The organism is Paraprevotella sp., assembly GCF_986071375.1.
Genome location: NZ_CFQRNQ010000006.1, coordinates 76869 through 99964 on the forward strand (window position 1 = coordinate 76869; position 23096 = coordinate 99964).

Annotated in this window: 15 protein-coding genes and 4 tRNA genes; 5 read left to right on the forward strand and 14 right to left on the reverse strand. The window is 51.1% G+C overall.

Annotated elements, in window-relative coordinates; genetic code table 11:
* The first annotated feature begins 59 nt into the window (after positions 1–59).
* Positions 60–3500 (forward strand): C10 family peptidase, encoded by a 3441-nt coding sequence (locus AC5RDV_RS04850; protein ID WP_282747167.1) that lies wholly within the window; start codon positions 60–62, stop codon positions 3498–3500.
* A 78-nt stretch (positions 3501–3578) separates the two neighbouring features.
* Here the strand turns inward: AC5RDV_RS04850 and AC5RDV_RS04855 are convergent, their stop codons facing one another.
* Together AC5RDV_RS04855 and AC5RDV_RS04860 are read right to left on the reverse strand one after the other, a co-directional pair.
* The gene (locus AC5RDV_RS04855) at positions 3579–4622 is read right to left on the reverse strand and encodes an alcohol dehydrogenase (protein ID WP_040603165.1); all 1044 of its coding nucleotides are present in this window, start codon (positions 4620–4622) and stop codon (positions 3579–3581) included.
* A gap of 356 nt (positions 4623–4978) precedes the next feature.
* The gene (locus AC5RDV_RS04860) at positions 4979–5530 is read right to left on the reverse strand and encodes a hypothetical protein (protein WP_008629455.1); all 552 of its coding nucleotides are present in this window, start codon (positions 5528–5530) and stop codon (positions 4979–4981) included.
* Between the two features lie 179 nt (positions 5531–5709).
* Between AC5RDV_RS04860 and AC5RDV_RS04865 the strand changes: the two genes are divergently transcribed.
* Entirely contained in the window at positions 5710–6663 is a 954-nt protein-coding gene (locus AC5RDV_RS04865; protein ID WP_282747166.1) for a transporter, read from the forward strand.
* 50 nt (positions 6664–6713) lie between these two features.
* Here AC5RDV_RS04865 and AC5RDV_RS04870 read toward each other — a convergent pair.
* From AC5RDV_RS04870 to AC5RDV_RS04900, 7 genes are all read right to left on the reverse strand, one after another.
* A tRNA-Gly gene (locus AC5RDV_RS04870) sits at positions 6714–6786 on the reverse strand.
* Between the two features lie 23 nt (positions 6787–6809).
* Positions 6810–6893, reverse strand: a tRNA-Leu gene (locus AC5RDV_RS04875).
* 24 nt (positions 6894–6917) lie between these two features.
* Positions 6918–6998, reverse strand: a tRNA-Leu gene (locus tag AC5RDV_RS04880).
* A gap of 22 nt (positions 6999–7020) precedes the next feature.
* Positions 7021–7093, reverse strand: a tRNA-Gly gene (locus AC5RDV_RS04885).
* Between the two features lie 132 nt (positions 7094–7225).
* Positions 7226–8416: a carboxynorspermidine decarboxylase gene (gene nspC, locus AC5RDV_RS04890; RefSeq protein ID WP_130893024.1), complete on the reverse strand. Its 1191-nt coding sequence runs from the start codon at positions 8414–8416 to the stop codon at positions 7226–7228.
* A gap of 18 nt (positions 8417–8434) precedes the next feature.
* Positions 8435–9391 (reverse strand): PCMD domain-containing protein, encoded by a 957-nt coding sequence (locus AC5RDV_RS04895; protein ID WP_040603157.1) that lies wholly within the window; start codon positions 9389–9391, stop codon positions 8435–8437.
* Positions 9392–9417: 26 nt separating this feature from the next.
* Entirely contained in the window at positions 9418–10623 is a 1206-nt protein-coding gene (locus tag AC5RDV_RS04900) for a BamA/TamA family outer membrane protein (protein WP_278767332.1), read from the reverse strand.
* Positions 10624–10828: 205 nt separating this feature from the next.
* Here AC5RDV_RS04900 and AC5RDV_RS04905 point away from each other — a divergent pair, with 205 nt between their 5' ends.
* A complete protein-coding gene (locus tag AC5RDV_RS04905) occupies positions 10829–12835 on the forward strand; it encodes a fructose-1,6-bisphosphatase (RefSeq protein WP_276786200.1) in 2007 nt (668 codons plus the stop codon).
* 225 nt (positions 12836–13060) lie between these two features.
* Here the strand turns inward: AC5RDV_RS04905 and AC5RDV_RS04910 are convergent, their stop codons facing one another.
* Positions 13061–14770: a bifunctional metallophosphatase/5'-nucleotidase gene (locus tag AC5RDV_RS04910; RefSeq protein ID WP_282747156.1), complete on the reverse strand. Its 1710-nt coding sequence runs from the start codon at positions 14768–14770 to the stop codon at positions 13061–13063.
* A 111-nt stretch (positions 14771–14881) separates the two neighbouring features.
* On the opposite strand from AC5RDV_RS04910, the gene AC5RDV_RS04915 reads away from it, so the two are divergent.
* Both AC5RDV_RS04915 and AC5RDV_RS04920 read left to right on the forward strand, forming a co-directional pair.
* Entirely contained in the window at positions 14882–15571 is a 690-nt protein-coding gene (locus AC5RDV_RS04915; protein ID WP_008629468.1) for a DnaJ domain-containing protein, read from the forward strand.
* 77 nt (positions 15572–15648) lie between these two features.
* Positions 15649–16818: an FprA family A-type flavoprotein gene (locus AC5RDV_RS04920; protein ID WP_282747154.1), complete on the forward strand. Its 1170-nt coding sequence runs from the start codon at positions 15649–15651 to the stop codon at positions 16816–16818.
* A 73-nt stretch (positions 16819–16891) separates the two neighbouring features.
* Here AC5RDV_RS04920 and nudC read toward each other — a convergent pair whose 3' ends face one another.
* From nudC to AC5RDV_RS04940, 4 genes are all read right to left on the reverse strand, one after another.
* Positions 16892–17716, reverse strand: a complete 825-nt coding sequence (gene nudC, locus AC5RDV_RS04925; protein ID WP_008629470.1) for an NAD(+) diphosphatase — start codon at positions 17714–17716, stop codon at positions 16892–16894.
* A 64-nt stretch (positions 17717–17780) separates the two neighbouring features.
* Positions 17781–19538, reverse strand: coding sequence for a phospho-sugar mutase (locus tag AC5RDV_RS04930; protein WP_282747151.1), 1758 nt, complete (start codon positions 19536–19538; stop codon positions 17781–17783).
* Positions 19539–19654: 116 nt separating this feature from the next.
* Positions 19655–21361 carry a C69 family dipeptidase gene (locus AC5RDV_RS04935; protein WP_418810322.1) on the reverse strand — a complete coding sequence of 569 codons (1707 nt, stop codon included), beginning with the start codon at positions 21359–21361 and terminating at the stop codon, positions 19655–19657.
* Positions 21327–23012 (reverse strand): M23 family metallopeptidase, encoded by a 1686-nt coding sequence (locus AC5RDV_RS04940; RefSeq protein WP_282747150.1) that lies wholly within the window; start codon positions 23010–23012, stop codon positions 21327–21329. Before AC5RDV_RS04940 ends, AC5RDV_RS04935 begins: the two co-directional genes overlap by 35 nt.
* Between the last annotated feature and the right edge of the window lie 84 nt (positions 23013–23096).

A 23096-nucleotide genomic window follows, 5' to 3' on the forward strand; every position in this document is an offset into this window, starting at 1 on the left:
GTCCATAAAAAAAGTTACCTTTGGTCGTATTAATCTAATATCAATAAAAATAGAAACCTATGATGAAACCCTTATTGACAGTTTTGACGCTTCTCACGTCATCCACATGTATATGGGCCGACCCCATCGACCCGGAAAAAGCCAGGGAAATAGCCCAGGCATACATGTGTGGCAACCAGATTCCCGAAACCGTGGAAACCCTCGTGAACAAACGCAACAGTACCGACGGGTACGCGCCCCTCTATATTTTCAACAGGGGAAACCACCAAGGCTTTGTCATCATATCCGGAGACGACTGTATGCCTTACGTCTTAGGATACACCGAACAAGGAGATTTCGACCCGCAAACTCTCCCGCCCGCCATGCTCGACTGGTTGGAAGGATACAGCCAGATGATAGAAGCGGCACAAGCCCAAGGTTTAGGTCCGAGAGCGCAAGCACGGGCCAATGACAAAGAGAACATCGCTCCATTAGTCAGTGCACACTGGTCGCAAGGGGCACCTTACAACAACTTGTGCCCATTCCGTAAAGACGGAGGAGGCCGCGCGCTGACCGGATGTGTGGCCACGGCTGCCGCGCAAGTGGCATATTACTGGAGAAAAGAGCTGCCCGACCGTTCGCAGTATGACACACCGACTTACGGTTACGGCGATGCCCCCGTCACCGAATCGTTCCCGAAAGGGACTCCCTTGCAATGGGAACTGATGCAGGACAACTACGGAGGAAACACGCCCGAGGACATGAACACGGCCGTGGCTACGCTGATGGCCATCACGGGAACCTCCACCTGGCTCACCTACGGTTCGTCCACATCGGGACAAATCCGTGATTTGGTCAATACCTTCTCCGGACAATTCCTCATGGACAGCCGATGTACATACAAATCCGGCATCAGCCAGTCGGAATGGGAAGATATGGTGTACGACGACCTGGCAAAAGGTTGGCCCATCGTGTACAGCGGAGTATCCCCGACATCAGGCGGACATGCCGTAGTGGTAGACGGATACCGCGCCTCGGACAACCTTTTCCATTTTAATTTCGGATGGGGAGGACAAGGAGACGGGTATTACACTGTGGACGACTTGACGGGTATGAACGGATTCAACGGGCAGCAAGGCATGACCCATGCCATACATCCGCGTGCCTATTCTCTGGAAGGAGAAATCCGGACAAGCAAAATGTACACCCGCATGAAAAACGCCATCGAGGTGGAAATCACCAACCATGGCACCACGGACTACAAGGGGATATACCTTGCCATTGAGCGGAAAGAAGAGGAACCGGCAGACGTAAGCGATGCCAACCTGAGAGACGTGAACACGGTCGTCCCGAGCGGGGAAACGGTGACCGTGGAACTGACTTACCGGCCCAGCATCGCCGGGCCGTATTACATGTACCTCATGGACAGCAATGCGCGTATCCTGGCACGTCTGGCGACCGAAGCTTCCGCACAGGAACCCGCCTTGTCGCTGAACAGCCTCCGGCTCGATGCCGCTCCGGAAAGCGAGGAAACATCCGTCGTTGTCGGCGGGCAGGAAAACACCATATTATATAATAAGGTGTACAGCGACGCAGCCTGCGTACGGGCTTCCTTAACGAACGCCCAAGAAGCTACCGCCACCACGCCGACCTTGCAATGCGACCTGTACCAATACGATGCCGGACAATCGGCCTTTGTCAAACGTGGGGATTTGTCGGACAGGGAGACCGTATTTGCAGAAGGCTCGACACAAGAAGTGACGTTCAACTTCGACGACATGGAAAAAGACGTGTTATATGCCGCCGCACTGCACCGCGACTACAAGGCCGGAGGAGAAGAGCAGACGATAGAGGCTGCACCGGAAGACACCATCGTCTATTTCAAGGTAGCCGGTTGCGACCTCACCATGGCCGAAACGGACAACTGGGGAGCCGTCTTCTCCGGGCACTGGAACAAGGACAAGTTTTTGGAACTGGCATCTACCGTGCCGTCCACGCATTTCGACCTGACCCGCGTGACGGGCATAGACAGCGTGCCACAGCTCGCCAATCCGAACATCTTGTTTTATCTCGATGCCGCCTCGGAAGCCAAAGGAAAAAACATCATCAAGGACGGGATATGCGAGGAACTCAGCCTGACCATGGGTCACGACTACTACGCGAAGGAACCTTTCACCGCCCGACGTGCCGTCTTCAACCCGCAATCCTCGTCGACGAAATGGCAATACATCGCCCTGCCTTTCGACTGCGAAGTGCCCGAAGGCAGCCGCGCACGCAGAATCAAGAAACTGAGCAACATCCTTATCTCGGAATCGGACGAAGTGAACACCACGTTAAAGGCTTGCACGCCTTACCTTTACCGGACTACCCGGCCGGGCGAAGAACGGATTACGGCCACCGACGTGAACGTCGATGACGGGCATGGAACAGCCACGTCCGACACCCTGTCCTACAGTTTCAGCAATGGAGTGGCCCGGAAAGGACTCCGCATGCTGAACAAGGCCGACATACAGACCTTCGTAGAGGACGAGGGGGCCACCATCCCGGCTTTCAGCGGCTACCTTACATACGACAAGGACGTAAGCACCAACATCTACGCATACGAGAAGAAAGACAAGGAAAGCGAGGCGCTCGGCGAACTGCTGAACCAAGCCTACCTTTTGGCTGAAAATGCCAAAGGGCAGTTGTCGCCGGAAGACCTCAACACGTTCCTTGACCAAATCCACACTGCAGCCGCATGCTATACCCGCCATCCGGAGGCAGAGGAGATAGCCGAAGCCGCCGCCCTTTTGGAAGAGGGCATCAAAGCCTGCCGCCGGAACCTCATCCCCACAGATGCGCCCATCGACCTCACGGACGTGTACCTGACCAACGCTTCGTTTGAAAGCCGTCGCACCACGGGTTGGGACATCACACGCGAGACAGGGCAGAGTTCAAAGGTGACGGACGTTTCGTCCTTGGACAATTACATGGTGGACGCAGACGGCAGTTACGTATTCCACTCCTATTCCAGTTCCGGAAAAGGCAGCGTCACGCTGAGCCAGAAAGCCACGGGCCTGAAAAACGGATTCTACCGCGTAAAAGCATGGATAGCCACCGACGAAGGACAAAGCGTGACACTCTTTGCCAATACATCCACAGCCACGATGACCGACGACGGCTTCGGCAAACGTTACCTGAGGGAGACCTTCATAGACAGCATCCACGTGACGGACGGCATGCTCACCCTTGGCATCAAAGGCAACGACGGATGGTATAAGGCCGACAACTTCAGGTTGTATTACCTGGGCGACGGCACCACCTCCGTCACTCCCGTACACAAGGGCACAGCCACCGTCAAGGCATACGGCGGAGAAGGTTACATCAGCTTGCAAGGCCCGGAAGGACAAGTGCTGACCGTTTCCATATACGGAACGGACGGACGCATCGTGCGGCAAGTGACCGTAGACGGATACGAACAAGTGCGCGGCCTCTCCAAAGGGCTATATATCGTAGACCGGCAAAAAGTCATCGTCCGGTAACGCGTCGGTAAACATTCACTTATACAAGCCCCGATTTCCTGCCTCAAACAAGCATCGGAAACCGGGGTTCGTTTTTCCCTATCGCCCCCGTCCGGTGACGGCCACCTTGATGACACCATCCAACCTGTTCTCAAAAATCCGGTAGGCTTCTTCAATACGTTCCAACGGGAAACGGTGGGTGATAAGCGGTGTGGTGTCAATCCGGCCCGCCTCTATCAGGGAAAGGATTTCGGCACAATCGCAACCGTCCACCCCTCCAGTCTTGAACGTCAGGTTCTTCCCGTACATGTCCGGCAACGGCAACAACTGGGGCTTGTCATAAAGTGCCACAACCGTCACGACGGCATTAGGACGGGCACATTCCCAGGCCAACCGGAAACTGTCCTGGCCACCGGCCACTTCCAACACCACGTCCGCCCCTCCATGGGCACTATGGCACAGCACAAAGTCTTTACAGCCTTCGGGAGTCGTCACCTCTACCCCGGGATAGTGTTCGCGCACGAAACGCAACCTCTCCTCCGACCGTTCGCAAACGATGACGCGATGCGGATTTTTCAGCATGACACACTGCAAAGTGCATATCCCCGTAGGGCCTGCGCCGATAATCAACACCGTGTCCTCCTCCTTGATTTCCGAGATACGCGCTGCCCAAAAGCCTGTGGCCAAGATGTCGCCCACGAACAAAGCTTGCTCGTCGGTCACCGATGGGGGAATCACATTCAAGCCCTGGTCTGCATACGGAACCCTGACAAATTCGGCTTGTCCACCGTCGATACGACAACCCAAAGCCCAACCGCCATGAGGGTCGGTGCAGTTGTTCACGTACCCGTGCCGACAAAAGAAGCATTCCCCGCAAAATGTCTCCACGTTCACGGTCACCCTGTCGCCCGGCTTGACCGAAGTGACCTCACGGCCTACTTCTTCCACCACCCCGACCATTTCATGCCCCACCGTGATTCCCGGTACGGCACGCGGCACACTCCCGTGTTTGATGTGTAAATCACTGGTACAGATGCTCCCCAACGTCACCCGTACGATGGCATCCCGCCCGTCCTGCAACTCCGGACGCGGCTTTTCCCTTAATTCGAATCTCCCTTGTTCTACGAACGTGTATGCAAGCATAATCGTCTCCTTTCTTTTGAACGGTCCTTTTCCGCACGCAAAGATAGCGAAAGGCAAGTGCAGTTCCAAGCCAAAAGCTTGCTTTTGAGCAAGGAAAGTGCTCGCAAGTACAAACATTGTCCCGGGCAAAAGGCACGAGAATCCATTATTGTCACACGAATCCGCAACCACTCCCGAAAAAAACAAACCAAAACTCATTATAACTGACAATTTGGCAGGCTCAAAATGAAGTTCAATAAAAAACAAATCATAAAAAAGGGATACCGTAACCGGTATCCCTTTATCTTTAAAATAAAATCCCCTACATAAGGAAAACGTTCCGATACAAACGACCGGACTCATTCCCCTTACGGGTTTTACGCTTCTTCCAACGTCATGCCCAAATAAGAACAAGAGAAATTCTTTCCTTTTACGGAAGGAAACTGGCTACGCGCATCCACATCTTGCCGCGAACGCAAATGCTCCACTATACGGTTGTAACACTCCTGCGTGTTACGAGCCTTGCAACGAGCCTTGAACCGCGTATCCTTATACTGGAACTTAGTGGTGCCAGGAATGGGAACCACACGTTTGAAAAGGATTTCCCCCTCATACCATCCCGGACGGTCGTTAATGGAAAAACGGGCCGGTGCTTCCTTCTCCGAACTTTCGGCTAAAGACTGCGTCCTGCCTCCGTTCACTTTAAATTCGGCCAAAGTCGTAGCCGTTGTCTTAATCACAATAAAATACACACGGGGACGTACCTTATAACGCTTGGGATATGGCATCGGGCTATCCATGTATTGGCGCAAGTCTTTCACGAAAGCCTCATCCAACGTAATACCCGGCAGGGAAGACAGGAAATCAAAAGCCTCTTCCGCCGAACTCACCACGCACTCCTCGTCAAAATAGCGAATGTATAAATTCATCAATTCATTATATAAATAAAACCATAAAATCCGAACAATTATACCCCTCGGGCATAATTAGTCGGAGACCGATGCAAAATTATATAAAATCTCCCGTCCGGACAAATTTTGTCCGGTGTAATCCACCTCCGCGATGACAAAATAAGTAACTTTGCACAACCATTCATGATAATTTGAATATGTCTATCATCAGATTCATCAAAAACTGGACGCTCCCCATCGCCATGCTCATGGGGGCATTGTCTTACTTCATTTACACAGGCATTCCTGTCCTGGAGCCTACGAAACCTTACGTAGCCCGGTTCGTCGGCATCCTGCAACCGGTATTGATTTTTGCCATGCTTTTTATAACGTTCTGCAAAGTAAATCCCAAAGAACTCCGTCCTTGCCGTTGGCATGGATGGCTGCTCTTAATCCAAGCTAGCTGTTTTGCCCTCCTGGCCGGGCTTTTGAAATGTTTTCCCAATCTGCCGGGCCAAGTTTTGGCAGAAGCAGCCATGCTGTGCATGATTTGCCCGACAGCTACGGCAGCCGCTGTAGTCACCGGGAAATTAGGAGGCAATGCGGCCAACCTTACGACCTATACCATTTTAATCAATCTGGCCACGGCACTGATTGTCCCCATATTCGTCCCCTTGGTCCACCCCCACCCTGACCTGACATTTGGTGTCTCCTTTTCTTTGATATTAAGCAAAGTCTTTCCTTTATTGTTCTGCCCGTTCCTGGCCTCCTTGTTCGTCCGCTACTGCCTTCCTGGCATACACAAGCTAGTTCTCCGCTGCAAGGACCTGGCATTCTATTTGTGGGCCGTGGCACTGGCCATTGCCATCGGGGTTACCGTGAAGAGTATCGTCCACAGCGAAGTATCGGCGCTTTACCAATTTGGCATAGCCGGCATATCGCTTGTTTGCTGCGTCGTACAATTCTGGGCGGGGAAACACATCGGAACCCGTTACAACGATCCCATTAGTGCCGGTCAAGCCTTGGGACAAAAGAACACGGTATTTGCCATTTGGATGGGGTATACATTCATGACTCCGGTTACATCGGTAGCCGGAGGCTTCTACAGCATTTGGCACAATATTTACAACTCTTACCAACTCTACCGCAAACGAAACGAAGAAAACAAATGAAACAGAAGTGTAAATACAAATAAAGCCACCCTCACGGGCAGCTTTATCTGAGCGGAAAACGAGACTCGAACTCGCGACCCCGACCTTGGCAAGGTCGTGCTCTACCAACTGAGCTATTTCCGCAATTATATTGCTTATGAAAAGTGTGAAGAGAAGGAGACTCGAACTCCCACGACACAATTGTCACTACCCCCTCAAAGTAGCGCGTCTACCAATTCCGCCATCTCTCCGAATGATACAGAAAACATTCTATGTGCCCAGAACAGGACTCGAACCTGCACGTCTCTCAACACTCGCACCTGAAACGAGCGCGTCTACCATTCCGCCACCTGGGCAAAAATGTTTCTGAATATCTTGAGCGGAAAACGAGACTCGAACTCGCGACCCCGACCTTGGCAAGGTCGTGCTCTACCAACTGAGCTATTTCCGCAAAAGATGCTTGTTCCATTAAGTTCATTAACTTTTGCACTCCCCTGAATGCGGTTGCAAAGGTACAACTATTTTTTAAAAGCGCAAGCATCTGCTTGAAAAAAATCATTCGTTATTTCTTTTTTTTCTATTTTCAACACATCCTGTCACGATAATCCTCATAACTGAAACGACGGTAATATTCCAAAGTTCCGTCGCTATGCAGCATCGCGATGTCCGGATGGCGGATGCCATTGAACATATTGGTTTTAACCGTAGTATAATGTATCATGTCTTCAAAAATAATCCGGTCGCCCGGCGCGAGAGGATGGCCAAAGCGCCATGCTCCCATGTAGTCGCCACTCAAACAACTATTCCCGCCCAAGCGATAGACATTTTCTTCCGGAGCCGCACGTCTCACCGCATCGGGTTCCATCGTCTCGGCATTACGTACCACCGGTTGATACGGCATTTCCAAACAATCCGGCATGTGGCAAGTGAAGCTCACGTCGAGAATGGCCGTGCGTATCCCTTTATTTTCCACCACATCGACTACCGAAGCAACCAACGGACCGGTTTGCCAGGCAAAAGCCGAGCCCGGCTCCAAAATGACCGTAAGGTTGGGATAGCGTTCCTTCAAGCCTTTCAGGATGGCCACCAAACGCTCCACATCATAATCCTTCCGCGTCATCAAATGGCCGCCTCCCAGATTGAGCCATTTCAATCGGGACAGCCATCCCCCAAACTTCTCCTCTATATGCAGCAAAGTGTGTTCGAGTGCTTCGGAAGAGCTCTCACAGTGACAATGACAATGGAATCCTTCAATCCCGGCAGGCAGGCTGTCCGGAAGTTGCGAGGCCATCATACCGAAACGAGAACCGGGCGCACAAGGATTGTACAAGTCCACTTCTATCTCCGAATACTCCGGATTGATGCGCAGCCCGCAAGAAACACGCTCCTCCGGATGCAGACGGCTGTATTCCTCCACGCTCGGATAGAAACGGGCATACTGGCTCATGGAATTGAACGTGACATGGCTGCTATACGAAAGTATCCGGTCGAAATCACGTTCCGTATAGGCCGGCGAATAAGTATGTGCCTTGCTGCCGAACTCTTCTGCCGCCAAACGAGCCTCATAGAGGGAACTAGCCGTAGTATGGCTGATGTATTCCCTGAAAACAGGGAACGACTTCCATAAAGCGAAAGCCTTGAAGGCTAAAATGATTTCTACTCCTGCCCTCCGGGACACATCCCGAATCTGCTCCAAGTTCCGCCGCAACAAATCTTCCTCTATGATATAGCACGGCGTCGGCACACCTTCGTATGTAAAATGGTCCGTCTTCATATTGTCCACTTACCTATTTTAATATATGACATGCACATTGTCCAACCACAATGTGGTTCCTACAGAACCCACGTACGCGCCTCCGTAACTGGAATCGAACTGTAGCACGATATGCGTGGGAGTTTCACCGGCATCGGCCCAACCCACTTCCTTGATAGGCACCATCTTCCCCTTGCTGTTACGGGTGTATTGTGTCCTGTCTCCGGATATCAGCCCCATATAACTCTGGAACCCGGGCTGCTTGGTAATATCACCATATTTAATAGGAAATTTTGCAGCGTTTACCCAATCCGTATTGTGGTTGAAACGATGAATCATCGTCCCTATACGTTGTGCGTACACATTCCCTTTTTTGTCTTCCCAACGTTTCTGGAGCAAACATACCACATCGGGCATATCTTTCCCCTGGACTTTGGTCACACGGCTAAACCCTGTCTGACGGATACGGTCCGGTTCGTCGGAAAGCTTCACCTTATAGTCGAAACTGATAGCCTGCGGACGTTTGGTAAAAGGTATGCCCACAGCCAATTTGCTCATCGGATTGGACGTATTGGTAATCGGTTCGGGCACACTGCCCAAAAAAACAGAACCGGCTGCCAACACCTCTATATTTACGATGCCCATCACCTTCACCTTTTCCACATGGGTTTCCAGACGGGCACAATAGCCGTCTCCTCGCTTCTCCCGGTAAACCGAAGTATTCGTCTTTGTGATTCCGCAAACTTTGGCCATCACATTCGATGTAGCCCACGGCGAACCTCCCTGGTTCGTGTAAGCCTTGTTCTCGTTCCAGACCGCATCCGGACCGATTTCGTACAACTGTTTGGTATCTCCACCGATAATGCCGCTCTCCTTGATGTTGCGGACAATCCATGAATCAAAATCACCAAACTTAATCAGTTCCGATTGGGCCATGCCCTGCATCACGGGCCATACAGCTAACAGCCCTGAGACATACACACTCTTAAATTTCATTTTATATCTCTGTTTTTTAGTTCTTTTCAAAAGGCCTCATTGATATTAAAGGTGAAATTCGGGCTGTCTTTGGTAAAGCCCAAATCAAAACGTATGTTCACCCTTTTTTTGAACTCCCAACGGTAGCCGATACCATAGTTGGGAAGTATCTCATCATAATATATATGACCGAAATCGGGAAACACGTTGGCCAAACCCACCCATACGGCTATCCCGTTACGCCCTTTAACATGTTGGCGCAGCTCCAACTGCCCTTCCATGATATTACGGTCGCGATATCGCCCTTCATAATACCCACGCATGCGCCCCAACACCCCGACCTGGGCCATCATGGTCCAAGGCACATCTCCATAATTGAACAAGGTATGCAATTCCATGGCCAACACGCCGCCTTTCCATACCTGATGGTAGGTACTATAAGTCAAGTCGGTATAACTGAAAGCGTAGTCGTTTCCGAAACCGGACGGGTAGAACATCTGTTCCCAACGAAAGAAATTGCCGCGGTAGGCATTCAGTACAAAATCTCGCGTATCGTACGTGAAATTAAATCCCGCTCCATAATTCGCCACCGATTTGTCTTGTCCCTCCAACAACGTCTCGTTCTCAAAACCGAAACTGTTCACCCATTCTATGTCCACGACCGGCCCCAAAAAGACCGATTCGTTCAGGCGAAACAAGAAACTGGGCTTGAATTGGAGTTTCACACGCTCATAGTCGCTCTTATTCGCATCACTGGCACCGCTTTCATAACCTATCCCCCAAAATTTTCCCGGGAAAGTATAAAACGACAACTGATAATCGAAACGATATTTCTGATGAGGCAGAAAATTATTTCCCCGCAACCCGACAGCCAACATTCCCGACAGGGACGCATTGGCGTATACCGAAACATTGGACTTGGGCAACAAAGGATCGGAACGATCCCATGAATACAGACCGGAGGCCGTAGCTCCCAATCCGGCGGAAGTGGCAGCCGAATAACTCGGCCCTATCAGCATGCTGAAATCGAAGGGACGGTCTTCGTGTTTATTGGTGTTACTCAGGTAACGCCCTATCCACTTAAGCGGATTACGCGTCTTGCGAACCGGCTCCACAACTGAAGATACAGAATCCGCGTCAGGTTTTATACTGTCTTTCACCTCAGCGAAGGCATGCCCGCCTTCTCCGGCAGCCCGAACAAACATGCAAGACAGCCCGTACAAAAGCACAGTACAAAAGAATCTATTCCGCATTTCTTATTCTATGAAGTTGCAAAATTACGTTTTTTTTGCCATTAAGAGGTACTGTTTTCAGTATATTGATGCTTTCTTAAAAGAATTAACACTATGATTCCTGCATCCTATCAGCCTGTTTGTCACGAAAAAGCGCCAACAAACATTGTAGGGAACAAAAGATTTGCGTAATTTTGTCATAACGAACAAACGAAATACAAATACTATGACCCAGATATACTCCTACGAAAAGATTCGGAACGACATGAGACTATTGGAACTGCTCTCCCAAAGCGTTCCCGACATCGGTGCCGCGTGCACGGAAATCATCAACTTGGAGGCCATCCTGAACCTGCCCAAAGGCACTGAACATTTCCTGGCCGACATACACGGGGAATACGAGGCTTTCCAACATATCTTGAAAAACGCGTCGGGCAACATCAAGCGCAAGGTGAACGAAATATTCGGAACCACGATGCGGGAATCGGAAATCCGGCAACTCTGCTCCCTGATTTATTACCCCGAGCAAAAGCTGCAATACATCAAGAACTCCGAAACGAACCTGAACGATTTCTACAATATCACACTTCACCAACTGGTAAGCGTATGCCAGTCGGTCTCTTCCAAATACACGCGTTCCAAGGTGCGCAAGGCGCTCCCTAAGGAATTCGCCTATATCATAGAGGAGTTATTGCACGAGTCCCCTCAGGACTACAACAAACAAGCCTACTTCAACCGCATCATCGAGACCATCGTGTCCACCGGACGAGCTGATGAATTCATCTGCGCCATCTGCAACCTGATACAACGCCTGAGCATCGACCAACTGCACATCCTCGGCGACATCTTCGACCGCGGCCCCGGAGCGCACATCATCATGGACACACTGTGCAATTACCACAACTTCGACATACAGTGGGGCAACCACGACGCGCTTTGGATGGGGGCGGCAGCCGGCAACGACTGTTGCATTGCCAACGTGCTGCGCCTGACGCTCCGTTACGGCAACCTCGCCACACTGGAAGACGGTTACGGCATCAATCTGGTGCCGCTTGCCACGTTCGCCATGGAAACATACGCCGACGACCCCTGCCATTATTTCGGGCCGCAACTGGACAAAGACGACACGAGGCATAACCAGAAAGCCCGGCGCCTCATCGCACAGATGCACAAGGCCATCAGCATTATCCAGTTCAAGCTCGAAGCTGCCATGATAGACAGCCGCCCCGAATGGCACATGCAAGAAAGGAAACAACTGGAGCACATTGATTTTGAAAGAAAAGTTTTCGTGCGCGACGGAAAGGAATATGCCATGCGCGACTGTTATTTCCCCACCATCGACCCTAAATCCCCCTACCGGCTTACAGCCGAAGAACAAGAACTGGTCAACAAACTGCACCATTCTTTCAGCGTGAGCGACAAGCTGAACAAACACATACAATGCCTGTTCTCCCACGGATGCATGTACGGGATATTCAACTCCAATTTGCTGTTCCACGCTTCCGTACCGCTCAATGCCGACGGAAGCTTGAAGGAAGTGGACATCAACGGAGAAAAAGTCAAAGGACGGGCTTTGCTAGACAAGATAGGTCTGGTCTTGCGTTCCGCTTTCAACAGCGACACCGAGCCCAAAGAAAGGAAGTTTGCCGTCGACTATTTTTGGTATCTGTGGTGCGGCGTGGACTCCCCCCTGTTCGACAAATCCAAAATGACTACTTTCGAACGCTATTTCCTGGAGGACAAAACCACCCATACCGAAGAGAAAGGGTACTACTACAGATTGAGGGACGACGAGAAAGTCTGCGACATGATTCTCGATTCGTTCGGTGTCACGGGGCAGCACCGCCACATCATCAACGGCCACGTCCCGGTACGCGTGGGACGCGGAGAGACACCCATCAAAGCCAATGGCAAACTGATGGTCATCGACGGCGGCTTCGCCAAGGCATATCATAATACGACCGGAATAGCGGGCTACACCTTGGTGTTCCACAGCCGGGGATTCCAATTGGTACAGCACGAACCGTTCACATCGGCCGAAGAAGCTATCAAGAACGGAACGGACATTGTGAGCACCACGCAAATCGTGGAAATGAGCACCCAACGTATGATGGTAAGGGACACCGACAAGGGTGCCGAACTGGAAAGCCAGATAGAAGAGCTGAAAGAATTGCTTTATGCCTACCGCCACGGTTTCATCAAGGAAAGTACCAAAAACAAGTTCCGCTATTGACGCGCAGCGCACGCGTTCCCTTCGCCTGCCCCACAAAGCATCGTCGGTCGGACGCGCCAGGCATCCGGTCTTCCGTACATATTATTTACCAGAACAACATCATTGATTTACAACCGGTTACAGTTGTAAAAAAGTTCTGCGCCAAACGGAAAATCGTTCTCAGCAGATTGATAAATCATTCTCAGCAGAACAAAATTCCGTTTGGCGCAGAACGTTTTTTGTATATCATTCTTCCTTTTCACGCTTCCCGAACAGCAGCTGACGGTCGCGCTCGCAAGCCGGAACGGCCCATGCTTCCGGCACCAAACGCCATTGGTACAAAGGACGGGCATCAATCTCGCCCTTGCCCTTGATATACTCTATGATACATGCACGCAAGTCCTTATCCGTACTGGACAGCAAGCGTTCGTTCAACTTCTCGTTAGGAATGCCGGCACCTTTAGTAAACAGTTCCCCTCCTCCGTTTCCGCGATAGGAATTGACAACCACCGTGTACCACGTTTCAAGTCCGAACGCACTTCCGTCCGCCATCCCCGTCACGCGGATTTTCTCGCCGTAAGGCTTCGTCACGTCCACCGTATAACAAATACCGGCAGCCGAATCGAAGTTGTAAGCCAAATGCTTGAACCCCAAACGCCTGCCTTCGTCCAACACATAGTCCAAAAGCATCACGTGGTCGTCCGGCGTTTTCATCTGCGCCGTCCAAAGTCCGTAACTCATCTCCAACACATCCTTGATTTCCTGTCCAGTAAGCCGCATGGTGTACAGCACGTCATCGTAACGGTAAAGATTGAACACGTCGCGCACGCACACGTCCCCCTCCTTGATGCTAGCCGCAAAAGAAACCGGAGCTGCAAACGACAGCTGGGCACCCGTGGCCTCCAACTGCGCCCGGTGGACAATGTCTACAAAAGCCGACGGGCCGAAATAAGCATCCTGGCTTTCAATCGTACGCACGAACCGGCCGATTTTCTGCCCCACATAATACTCCGTATTCCGGATATAACGGCTGAAATAACGCTGCATGTATTTGGATTCTTCACCTTTATAGTACGACAAATCCGTTACTTTCCCCCTCACGGACACCACACGGTTGCCCTCCCGTCCCGTCTCTACGTCTATATCGACCTCGCCCACCGTTACAGCCATGCTCGACGGAGCCAGGCAAAGTACCTCTTTGCCACCGGGCCCCATCACCGTTTCACAGTTCTTCATGTGGTCATGCCCATAGCACACGACATCAAATCCCGCCACCTCACGGGCCACGTCCAAAGCCGCATTCTCCGAATAGTCCGGCGTAACGATGCCGCCTTCCTTTCCGGAATGGAACAGTCCGACGAGCACGTCCGGCTGCTCTTTCTCCCGAATCAGGGGCACCCACCGACTTGCACAAGACACCATGTCCTCAAACTCCAAGCCGTCCCACAAAGCCGGCGGAAGCCAATTCGGCAAAGCCGGGGTCGTCATCCCCATTACGGCCACTTTCACACCGTAACGCTCCAATATGCAATAGGGAGGCAAGTAGCATCCGCCCCTCGCCCGGTCTATCACATTGGCCCCCAACACCGGGAAACGGCAGGCGGCCGTCCAACGGTCGTACACCGCATGCCCCGTCTCGATGTCATGATTCCCTATCGTACCTACATCGTATGCCATATAGTTCATGATTTCCGCCGCCAGATTCTTTCCGGAAGAAGCTACGAAATTATTGTAATACACCACAGGACTCCCCTGCAATATGTCACCGCCGTCCATCAGCAACAACCTGTCCCCATAAACCTTCCGCAACGACTGCACGTAAGCGTACACCCGCGAAAGGCTTCCTTTTACGGCATGATTGTTCACATAATCTCGCATGAAAAAACTGCCATGCACGTCACTCGTATGTACAATCTTTAAACTCACGACTTGTTTGCCTGCCGTACTTTTTATCATAATCAGCCCTCCGAAATTGAATCTTCCATGCAAAAATAACAATAATGCCGTCTTCTACAAACAGATTGGCATCTTATTTGTTGCAAATTAGGCAGAAAGGAGATTTTAACCATGGCATTTATAGATTATTATAAAATAATGGGTATCAGCAAAGATACTCCACAAAAGGACATCAAGGCCGCTTACAAGAAAAGGGCCAAGCAGTTCCACCCTGACCTGCATCCCGACGATCCTAAAGCCAAAGCCAAATTCCAGGCTCTGAATGAAGCGTATGACGTATTGAACGACCCGGAAAAACGGGCCAAATACGACCAATACGGCGAACACTGGAAAATGGCAGGCATGAGCGGCGGTGCCACAGGCAGTGCAGACGCAGGCGGCTTTGAAGGATTTGACTTCAGTCAGTTTACAGGAGGAGGCTTCTCGGACTTCTTCACGCAAATGTTCGGCGGAGGCGGCGGACACGCACGCAGCTACCGCAGCGGCTTCAAACGGGGATTCGACCCTTTCGGAAACGAAAGCGGGACTGTAAGCTACGCCGACCGTGAGTGCACGGTAAACATCGACATGTACACGGCATTGTTGGGCGGTTCCATTATCGTACAGACTCCGGAAGGCGACAAATTGAAACTGAAAATCAAACCGGGTACACAGCCGGGCACCAAAGTCCGCCTGAAAGGAAAAGGTAACATGCAAGCGGACGGTACGCGCGGCAACTTGATTCTGAACTATAATGTGCAACTCCCTGCCAACCTGAGCGAAAGGCAAAAGGAGCTGTTACAACAAATGAGAATGGGATGAAGATAAGGAAAAATGTTGTGAAATCCGGAGAAAAGTGCGATATTTGCACCGGATTTTAAACTTCAACATCAAACAATATGAACGACAATATCACACCTTACGTCAGATACATAGGTACCGACGACAAGGATTTGGACCTGTTTGAAAGCCAATACATCGTACCACAAGGCATTTCGTACAACTCATACGTTATCACGGACGAAAAGATAGCCGTGATGGACACGATAGACCAACGTAAAACGGACGAATGGACAGCTCGTCTGGAAGAAGCCTTGGAGGGAAGGACGCCTGATTATCTCATCGTGCAGCATATGGAACCTGACCATGCGGCCAACATCGGATGGTTTGCCGAAAAATATCCCGAGGCCACAATCGTAGCCAGTGCCAAGGCCGTCCAAATGATGCCTCAGTTTTTTGAAGAAGTCAACTTCGCAGGACGTACGCAAACCGTCAAGGAGGGCGACACGCTCTGTCTGGGACAACATACCCTGAAATTTATCATGGCGCCGATGGTACACTGGCCGGAAGTGATGCTGACGTATGAAGAAAGCGAGAAAATCCTGTTCTCTGCCGATGCTTTCGGCAAGTTCGGTGCACTCTGCCGTGAGGGGGAATGGACAAACGAAGCCCGCCGTTACTACTTCAACATCGTCGGAAAATACGGGGCGCAAGTACAGGCTTTGCTGAAGAAAGCCGCCGGTCTGGACATCGCCATGATTTGTCCGCTCCACGGACCTGTCTTGAAAGAAAACTTAGGGTATTACATCGGGCTTTACGACACTTGGAGCAAATACGAACCGGAGACGGAAGGGGTTGTAGTGGCTTATGCCTCCATACATGGAAATACGGCCGCAGCAGCACGCCGGATGGCTGAAATCCTAAACGAAAAAGGAGTTGCAGAAGTGATGCTTATCGACCTATGCCGTGACGATATGGCCCTGGCCGTGGAAAGTGCGTTCCGTTACAGCAAAATGATTGTGGCCGCATCCTCATACGACGCGGGGGTATTCCCCCCAATGTTCGATTTCCTGCATCACCTGCAAATCAAGAATTTCCAGAAACGCCGGGTGGGCATCATCGAAAACGGCTCCTGGGCACCTACTGCCGGACGCGTGATGTCGTGCATGCTCTCTGAAATGAAAAGCATGGAAATCATGGAACATACGGTCACGATTAAAAGCAGCATGAAGAAAGCCGATCTCTTGCAAATGGAGGAACTGGCCGAAGAGCTCCTTGCCACAGAATAAAGGCAAGGCGGCACTTGCCAAAGAAACAAGAAAAGCGGGAATGCAATGAAAAGCACTTCCCGCTTTTTGTTTGTCACCCGCCACATCCTTCCGCAAGCCTCCCTTCCAACCACGCGTCAATCAACATGCGTGCCATGGAGACCTTTCCGGGTATGTCCGGCAATTTGTCACGACTGAACCAACCACCGTATGCGATTTCACTCCGTTGCAAATGCAAGTCCCCCTCCACATAGTCGGCATAAAAACCAATCATCAATCCGCAAGGATAAGGCCAAGGCTGACTTCCGAAGTACCGGATATTCTTCACGGTGACACCGGTCTCTTCCATCAACTCGCGGCGCACACATTCTTCGAGCGTCTCTCCGGTCTCCACAAAACCGGCCACTAACCCGTAATACTTTCCACGAAGGTTATGGGCATGCACCAATAAAATGCTATCTCCCCGGCGTACCAATACGATGATGGCCGTAGCCAGTTGGGGCCAGACTTCTTTCCCGCAATTCGTGCAACGTTTGCTGATGTCCGTATGCAACTTCATCGGTGCCCCACATACTCCGCAAAACTTCGTATTCTTATCCCAATAAAGAATCTCGGCTCCCTTTCCGGCCTTCAAATAAAGCCCACGAGGCAAAATGTCATACGATGCCCGAAGTCCGGTCATGACATAGCGTTCGTCTCCAACCACCGGCATGTCGATACTTACCGTCCGGCAGTCCCGCCCTTCCAATGGGGTCAGCCGATGCACGGTATTCCATTCTGCCAACTTCACCGGAGGTTCCGCCCCGTAAGGTACTGTACAACGGCCTTCCGTCTCTCGCTGCAACAACAATTCGTCCTTACAAAAAACAAACCAATACACCGGCTTGTCATATACCACCTGTACCATAAGTCTTATCATACAAAACGGAAGCCTCAACCTTAAAGGCGAGGCTTCCCGAACAGTTATTTCATCAGACGTCCTATTACAATCCCAAAGAAACCTTCACGGCTTCGACGGTTTGCATAGCCTTCTTTTCTGCTTCTGCGTAGCATTTCGGACATTTCATCTCACCCGTCACTTCAATGTAGAACTTGATTTTAGGCTCTGTTCCGGATGGACGGACACTCACCTTTGTTCCATCTGCGGTATACCATTGCAGTACATTGGAGGTAGCAGGTTGCGCAATGTCCGTCACGTTACCCTTATTATCCGTAGCCTTCAAACTCTGATAGTCTTTCGTCAGTACGACTTCCGAACCGGCCAGTTCCTTCGGCGGATTCGTACGGAAGTTCACCATCATTTGTTTGATTTCGTCAGCTCCCGTCTTGCCAGGCTTCACTACATTAACCGTATGGTTGAGAGAGAAACCATACTCCACGTAAATATCCATCAAGACATCGAACAGCGTCTTCCCCTGGTCCTTGGCCCAAGCACATATTTCAGCCAAAAGCGAACAAGCGGACACAGCATCCTTGTCGCGCACGAAGTCCTCGGCCAAGAATCCGTATGACTCCTCTCCTCCGCCGATATACTGCTTCTTGCCTTCGTTTTCGCGAATCACGCTTGCAATCCACTTGAAACCGGTATAACAATCGTACATCTCTACGTTGTTCTTGTCTGCAATCGCCTTAATCAATTCCGTGGTCACGATGGTCTTTACTACGAACTCGTTCCCCTTCATCTTACCCATTGCAATACGGTTCTTGATGATGTAATAGAGGAAAATCATGCAAGTCTGGTTACCATTCACCAACACCCATTCCCCGTTGCTGTCCTTGCAGGCCATACCGACACGGTCGGCATCCGGGTCGGAAGCCATCACGATGTCCGCGTCTATCTTCTTGGCCAAAGCGATGGCCATGGAAAGTGCTTCGGCATTCTCGGGATTCGGTGACACTACCGTGGGGAAGTTGCCGTCTTTCACCATTTGTTCGGGTACGGTATTGACGTTCTCAAATCCCCACAACTGCAACGACCGGGGAATCAACATCATGCCTGTACCGTGGATGGGAGTATAGACAATCTTCATGTCTTTCTGACGTTGAATCACGTCCGGGTCGATGGAAATAGTTTTTATCTTATCCAAATAAAGTTTGTCTATCTCTTCACCGATAATCTCAATCAAAGGATTGGCCGTGTCCAATACCGTATGCAAACCTTTGATATCCTCGGCACTGACTTTGTTCACCTCATCGATGATACCCTTGTCGTGGGGAGCCAATACCTGGGCACCGTCATCCCAGTAAGCCTTGTAACCGTTATATTCTTTCGGATTGTGGGAAGCCGTAAGGATGATTCCACTTTGGCAACCCAACTGGCGAATAGCAAACGACATTTCCGGAGTAGGACGCATGTCGTCGAACAAATATACCTTTATGCCATTTGCGGCAAAAATATTGGCCGAAACCTCGGCAAACAAGCGGCTGTTGTTACGACAGTCATGGCCTACCACCACAGCAATTTCTTTCAGATCCTTGAAATTCTTGTTCAGATAATTGGACAAGCCTTGCGTAGCTGCCCCCACCGTGTAAATGTTCATACGGTTCGTGCCTACTCCCATGATGCCGCGCAAACCGCCCGTTCCGAATTCCAGATTCTGATAGAAAGACTCCACCAACTCCGTCTTGTCGGCATTGTCGAGCATCTTGCGTACTTCCGCCTGCGTAGCCGCATCATATACTGAAGAAGAAAGCCAGGCTTCAGCTTTGGCCTCACACGATTTAATCAGTTCATTATCCATTTTGTATCTTTTTATTATGAGTTATTTTTTATCCTTTGTTCCAAATTACGGGCAAATATACTCAATTCACAGCATATCGCCTACGATGAAATCTGAAAATACCCTAATTGCACGATTTATTTCACCTCAAAGCGATTTCCCGTAGCCTTCACGATTTCACGCCGGTAACGTTCCGGATATCCCGGACGTTCTACCGGAACGCCCAACCCTCCGGGCGTACGCACATACAGCCCGTCTCTTTCAGGACGTACAGTCCCGTCAATATATTTCACCATCAGACGCTTGCCCAGCTCCATCCATTCATAGAGCATTCCGGCAGCCATCCGGTTCGTATAAGCCGTCAGGTATTTACGGACGGCCGACATCCCTTCGCCCTCCGTCCCGGCCAATGCCATGGCTTCTTTTTCCGTTTTCTCCTGTAACGTATTGTAATCGGTTTCCAACCGGTCGCGCACCGTTTTGAGTTCACCGAACAACTGGCTGTAACGGGGATACACGATACTGCTTACCCAATTACATACCCAGAAAGCACTTTTAAAAGAAAAGTGCAAATCGTCCGCCACCTTGTCGCTATAACACTCCGGCACCAAGTCCGTACAGCAATACACCGGCGTGAAAGCCATCATGTTCGCATCGTCGCAGCCGAACCACAGTACACCTCCCACATAATCGGGCAACTGGCTACGCATCTGTGCCACCATGACAAATGCCGACTGTTGGGTAGAAATAGGACGTTCGTTGAAATACGTCTTTCCATCCACCTTCCAAGTCAACGGTGTAGGACGGTAAGGAGCTTCGAAAGGCCCCATACCGGGATCGTTGTCTAAAGCCAACGGAGTGCCTTCATAATGGTCGCGCATCATATCCTTCACGTCTTGCACGGAAAGCCGACGATCCGGCTTGACAAACAGCGGCATCGGTTCGGCCTGCGGGTTTTCTCCCGAAGCGTATGGCAAATATTTCTCCATTCCGTCCACGTAGCGGTTAAAGAAGCTCCACACCCGTGCCTCGCAAAAACGCAAAGCACTGAAATCAGCGGGAGCATAAGCATCGGCAAATGAAAAATCGCTGTCTTTCTTTCCCTTGAAATATCCCTTCTCGCGGGCAAAGCTGATCACGTCTTTGGAATAAAGGCAGTTCTCCTTGTCGCGTAACGGGAAACGGCGGATGCGGCTCTGGTTGGCATGGGCACAGATACAATCGTCCGGCACACGCACGGCCACCCACACCGCACCTTTGCGTCCCGTCCCTTTTCCAATCAGATCCATGACCCACGCCTCGTTCTTATCTGCTATCGTAAAGCTTTCGCCTTCACTGTTATACCCGTATTGATTAATCAAATCCGTCATCACTTTGATAGCTTCCTTCGCTGTCTTGGCACGTTGCAAAGTGATGTATATCAAACTACCGTAATCCAACAATCCGGTTGAATCAACCAGTTCGGCACGACCACCGAAAGTCGTTTCCGTAATCGTCAACTGATATTCGTTCATATTCCCTATCACGTTGTACGTTTCGGGAGCTTCTTCTATCTCTCCCGCATAATTGTTGTTTTCCCAATTATACACCGGACGCATTGTGCCCTTCGCATGCTTTCCGGCGGCCCAATGGCGCAAATAACCGAAACTGCCGAAATCGTCTGCGCTATAAGATACGATGACCGACCCGTCAGCCGACGCTTTCTTTCCCACTATCAGGTTCGTGCAAGCCTGCCCGTAACCCGTACACACAGCCAACACAACCGTCATTACCCATTTGAATTTCATCTTTCTATCAATAAATCTATCATTAATAAATAAACTCTTTTTCATCCACTGTTTCATTTCCGCAACGATCCGTCACCTTCACGGTCAACCGGCGGCGTTTGCCTTCCGGACGCAACGGCGTTTCTTTCAACCGGCAAGTCCAAACTCCGCGATAAGAAGTAAAGAGCACAAACCGGCCATCCACGTATGCTTTGAAAGACTTCACCCCCGAACCGCTGTCTGTCGGAACGCAACGCAACACGCTAACTTTCTTGCCATTGAAAGCCGTCTTCCAACGAACCACAGGCACCACGGTGTCCACGGCCAACGCGTACGACTCCCCCAAATCCCGAATCCGGACAGAAAACCAACCGTCTGCATACTCTCCCCCTACATATCCACGGGAAGATTCTATATAACATTTCTCCGGACGGGATACAGGCATACGGGGGGACAGCATCAACGTGGCCCGTTTCACCAACGGCACAAACTCATCGTGGAGCACATAAAGGTTGGAAATCCCGTCTTCTTTGGCTTCAACCCGAAGACGAAGCACTTCATCTTTTGTCAATGCTCCTGCCGGAATGCGCAACTCCATCCCCGGACGCTGCACCACTTGCGGACGGTCGTACTCCAACCATGCGCCCGAAGCCCTCCGAAGCTGCTCACGCTCTTCCGCTTCGGCCAAACGCGCATCGTCACGTTCGCCCCGCACCGTAAAACGGCACACCCGGACGTTTCCTTTCAAATCTTCCAAGGCATATTCAAAGAGGTAGTCGCGCTCCTCGTCCACGTCCACCCACCCCCGGTTCTCGTCAGCCGACAGGAAACACAATGTATTACCCGGCTCTACAAAAGACTTCAAATACCAATGTTTCGTTTTCCGGTAGTGGGGATAGTCTCCCCACGAATTCACCAACGGGTTTTCGTCCGGCATGAATTCGTCCATCAGGCTTTGGAAAACCTGCCTGCCGTCCACTTTCAGCGTGATGCGACGGATGCCGAACTTATTCTGCGTGTTGTTCATCAGGTCGTCCGCCCAAACGGCAGCACCCACACGCCCCCAAGCCCGCACCACACGGGCAGAAGCATCGGCCGTGACCGTGAATGTCTTGGACGACCTTCCGGTGTCTATCCAACCCTGCCCCGGACAAGCATACAGCTTCACCCCGTGTACGACCGGCGACATGTCGTCCGTCAGCAAATGCCGGAAATAAGGCAACGGGTCCACCAACGCACCGTCCGACGCCCTGTGTAATTCCAAATGAAGATGAGGGGCAAGAGAAGCCCCCGTATTACCGCTGTATGCCACCAGTTGCCCGGCCTTCACCGGAAACTCGCCGGGCTGAAGCACCACGTCCACCCGTTCCGTTTCCATCTCATATTGGCGGCTACGGACGATTTCCTGCAACGCCGGCACAAACTCGTCCAAATGGCAATAAACGGATACCAGTCCGTTGGGGTGCGTCACATAAAGGGCATTGCCGAAACCATCGTAACCCACCGTAAGCCGCGACACGTAGCCGTCGCATACGGACAATACCCGTTTTCCCACCACACCTTGCGTCTTCACGTCGATGCCGCAATGGAAATGGTTCGGACGCGGTTCGCCGAAACTGCCCGACATCAGGAACGGAATGTCCACCGGAGAATGGAAACGCTCGTCCTGTGCCGCTGCCTGCAAAGGGAGCCACAAAGCCACACTCATCCACCAAAAGTGTTTCTTCATATCTTATATACCTTAATTATATATGCAAAAAACGATTACCAAGGCTGTCTCCCTTCCGTTTTCACGACGCGACAGTCCCGGCAA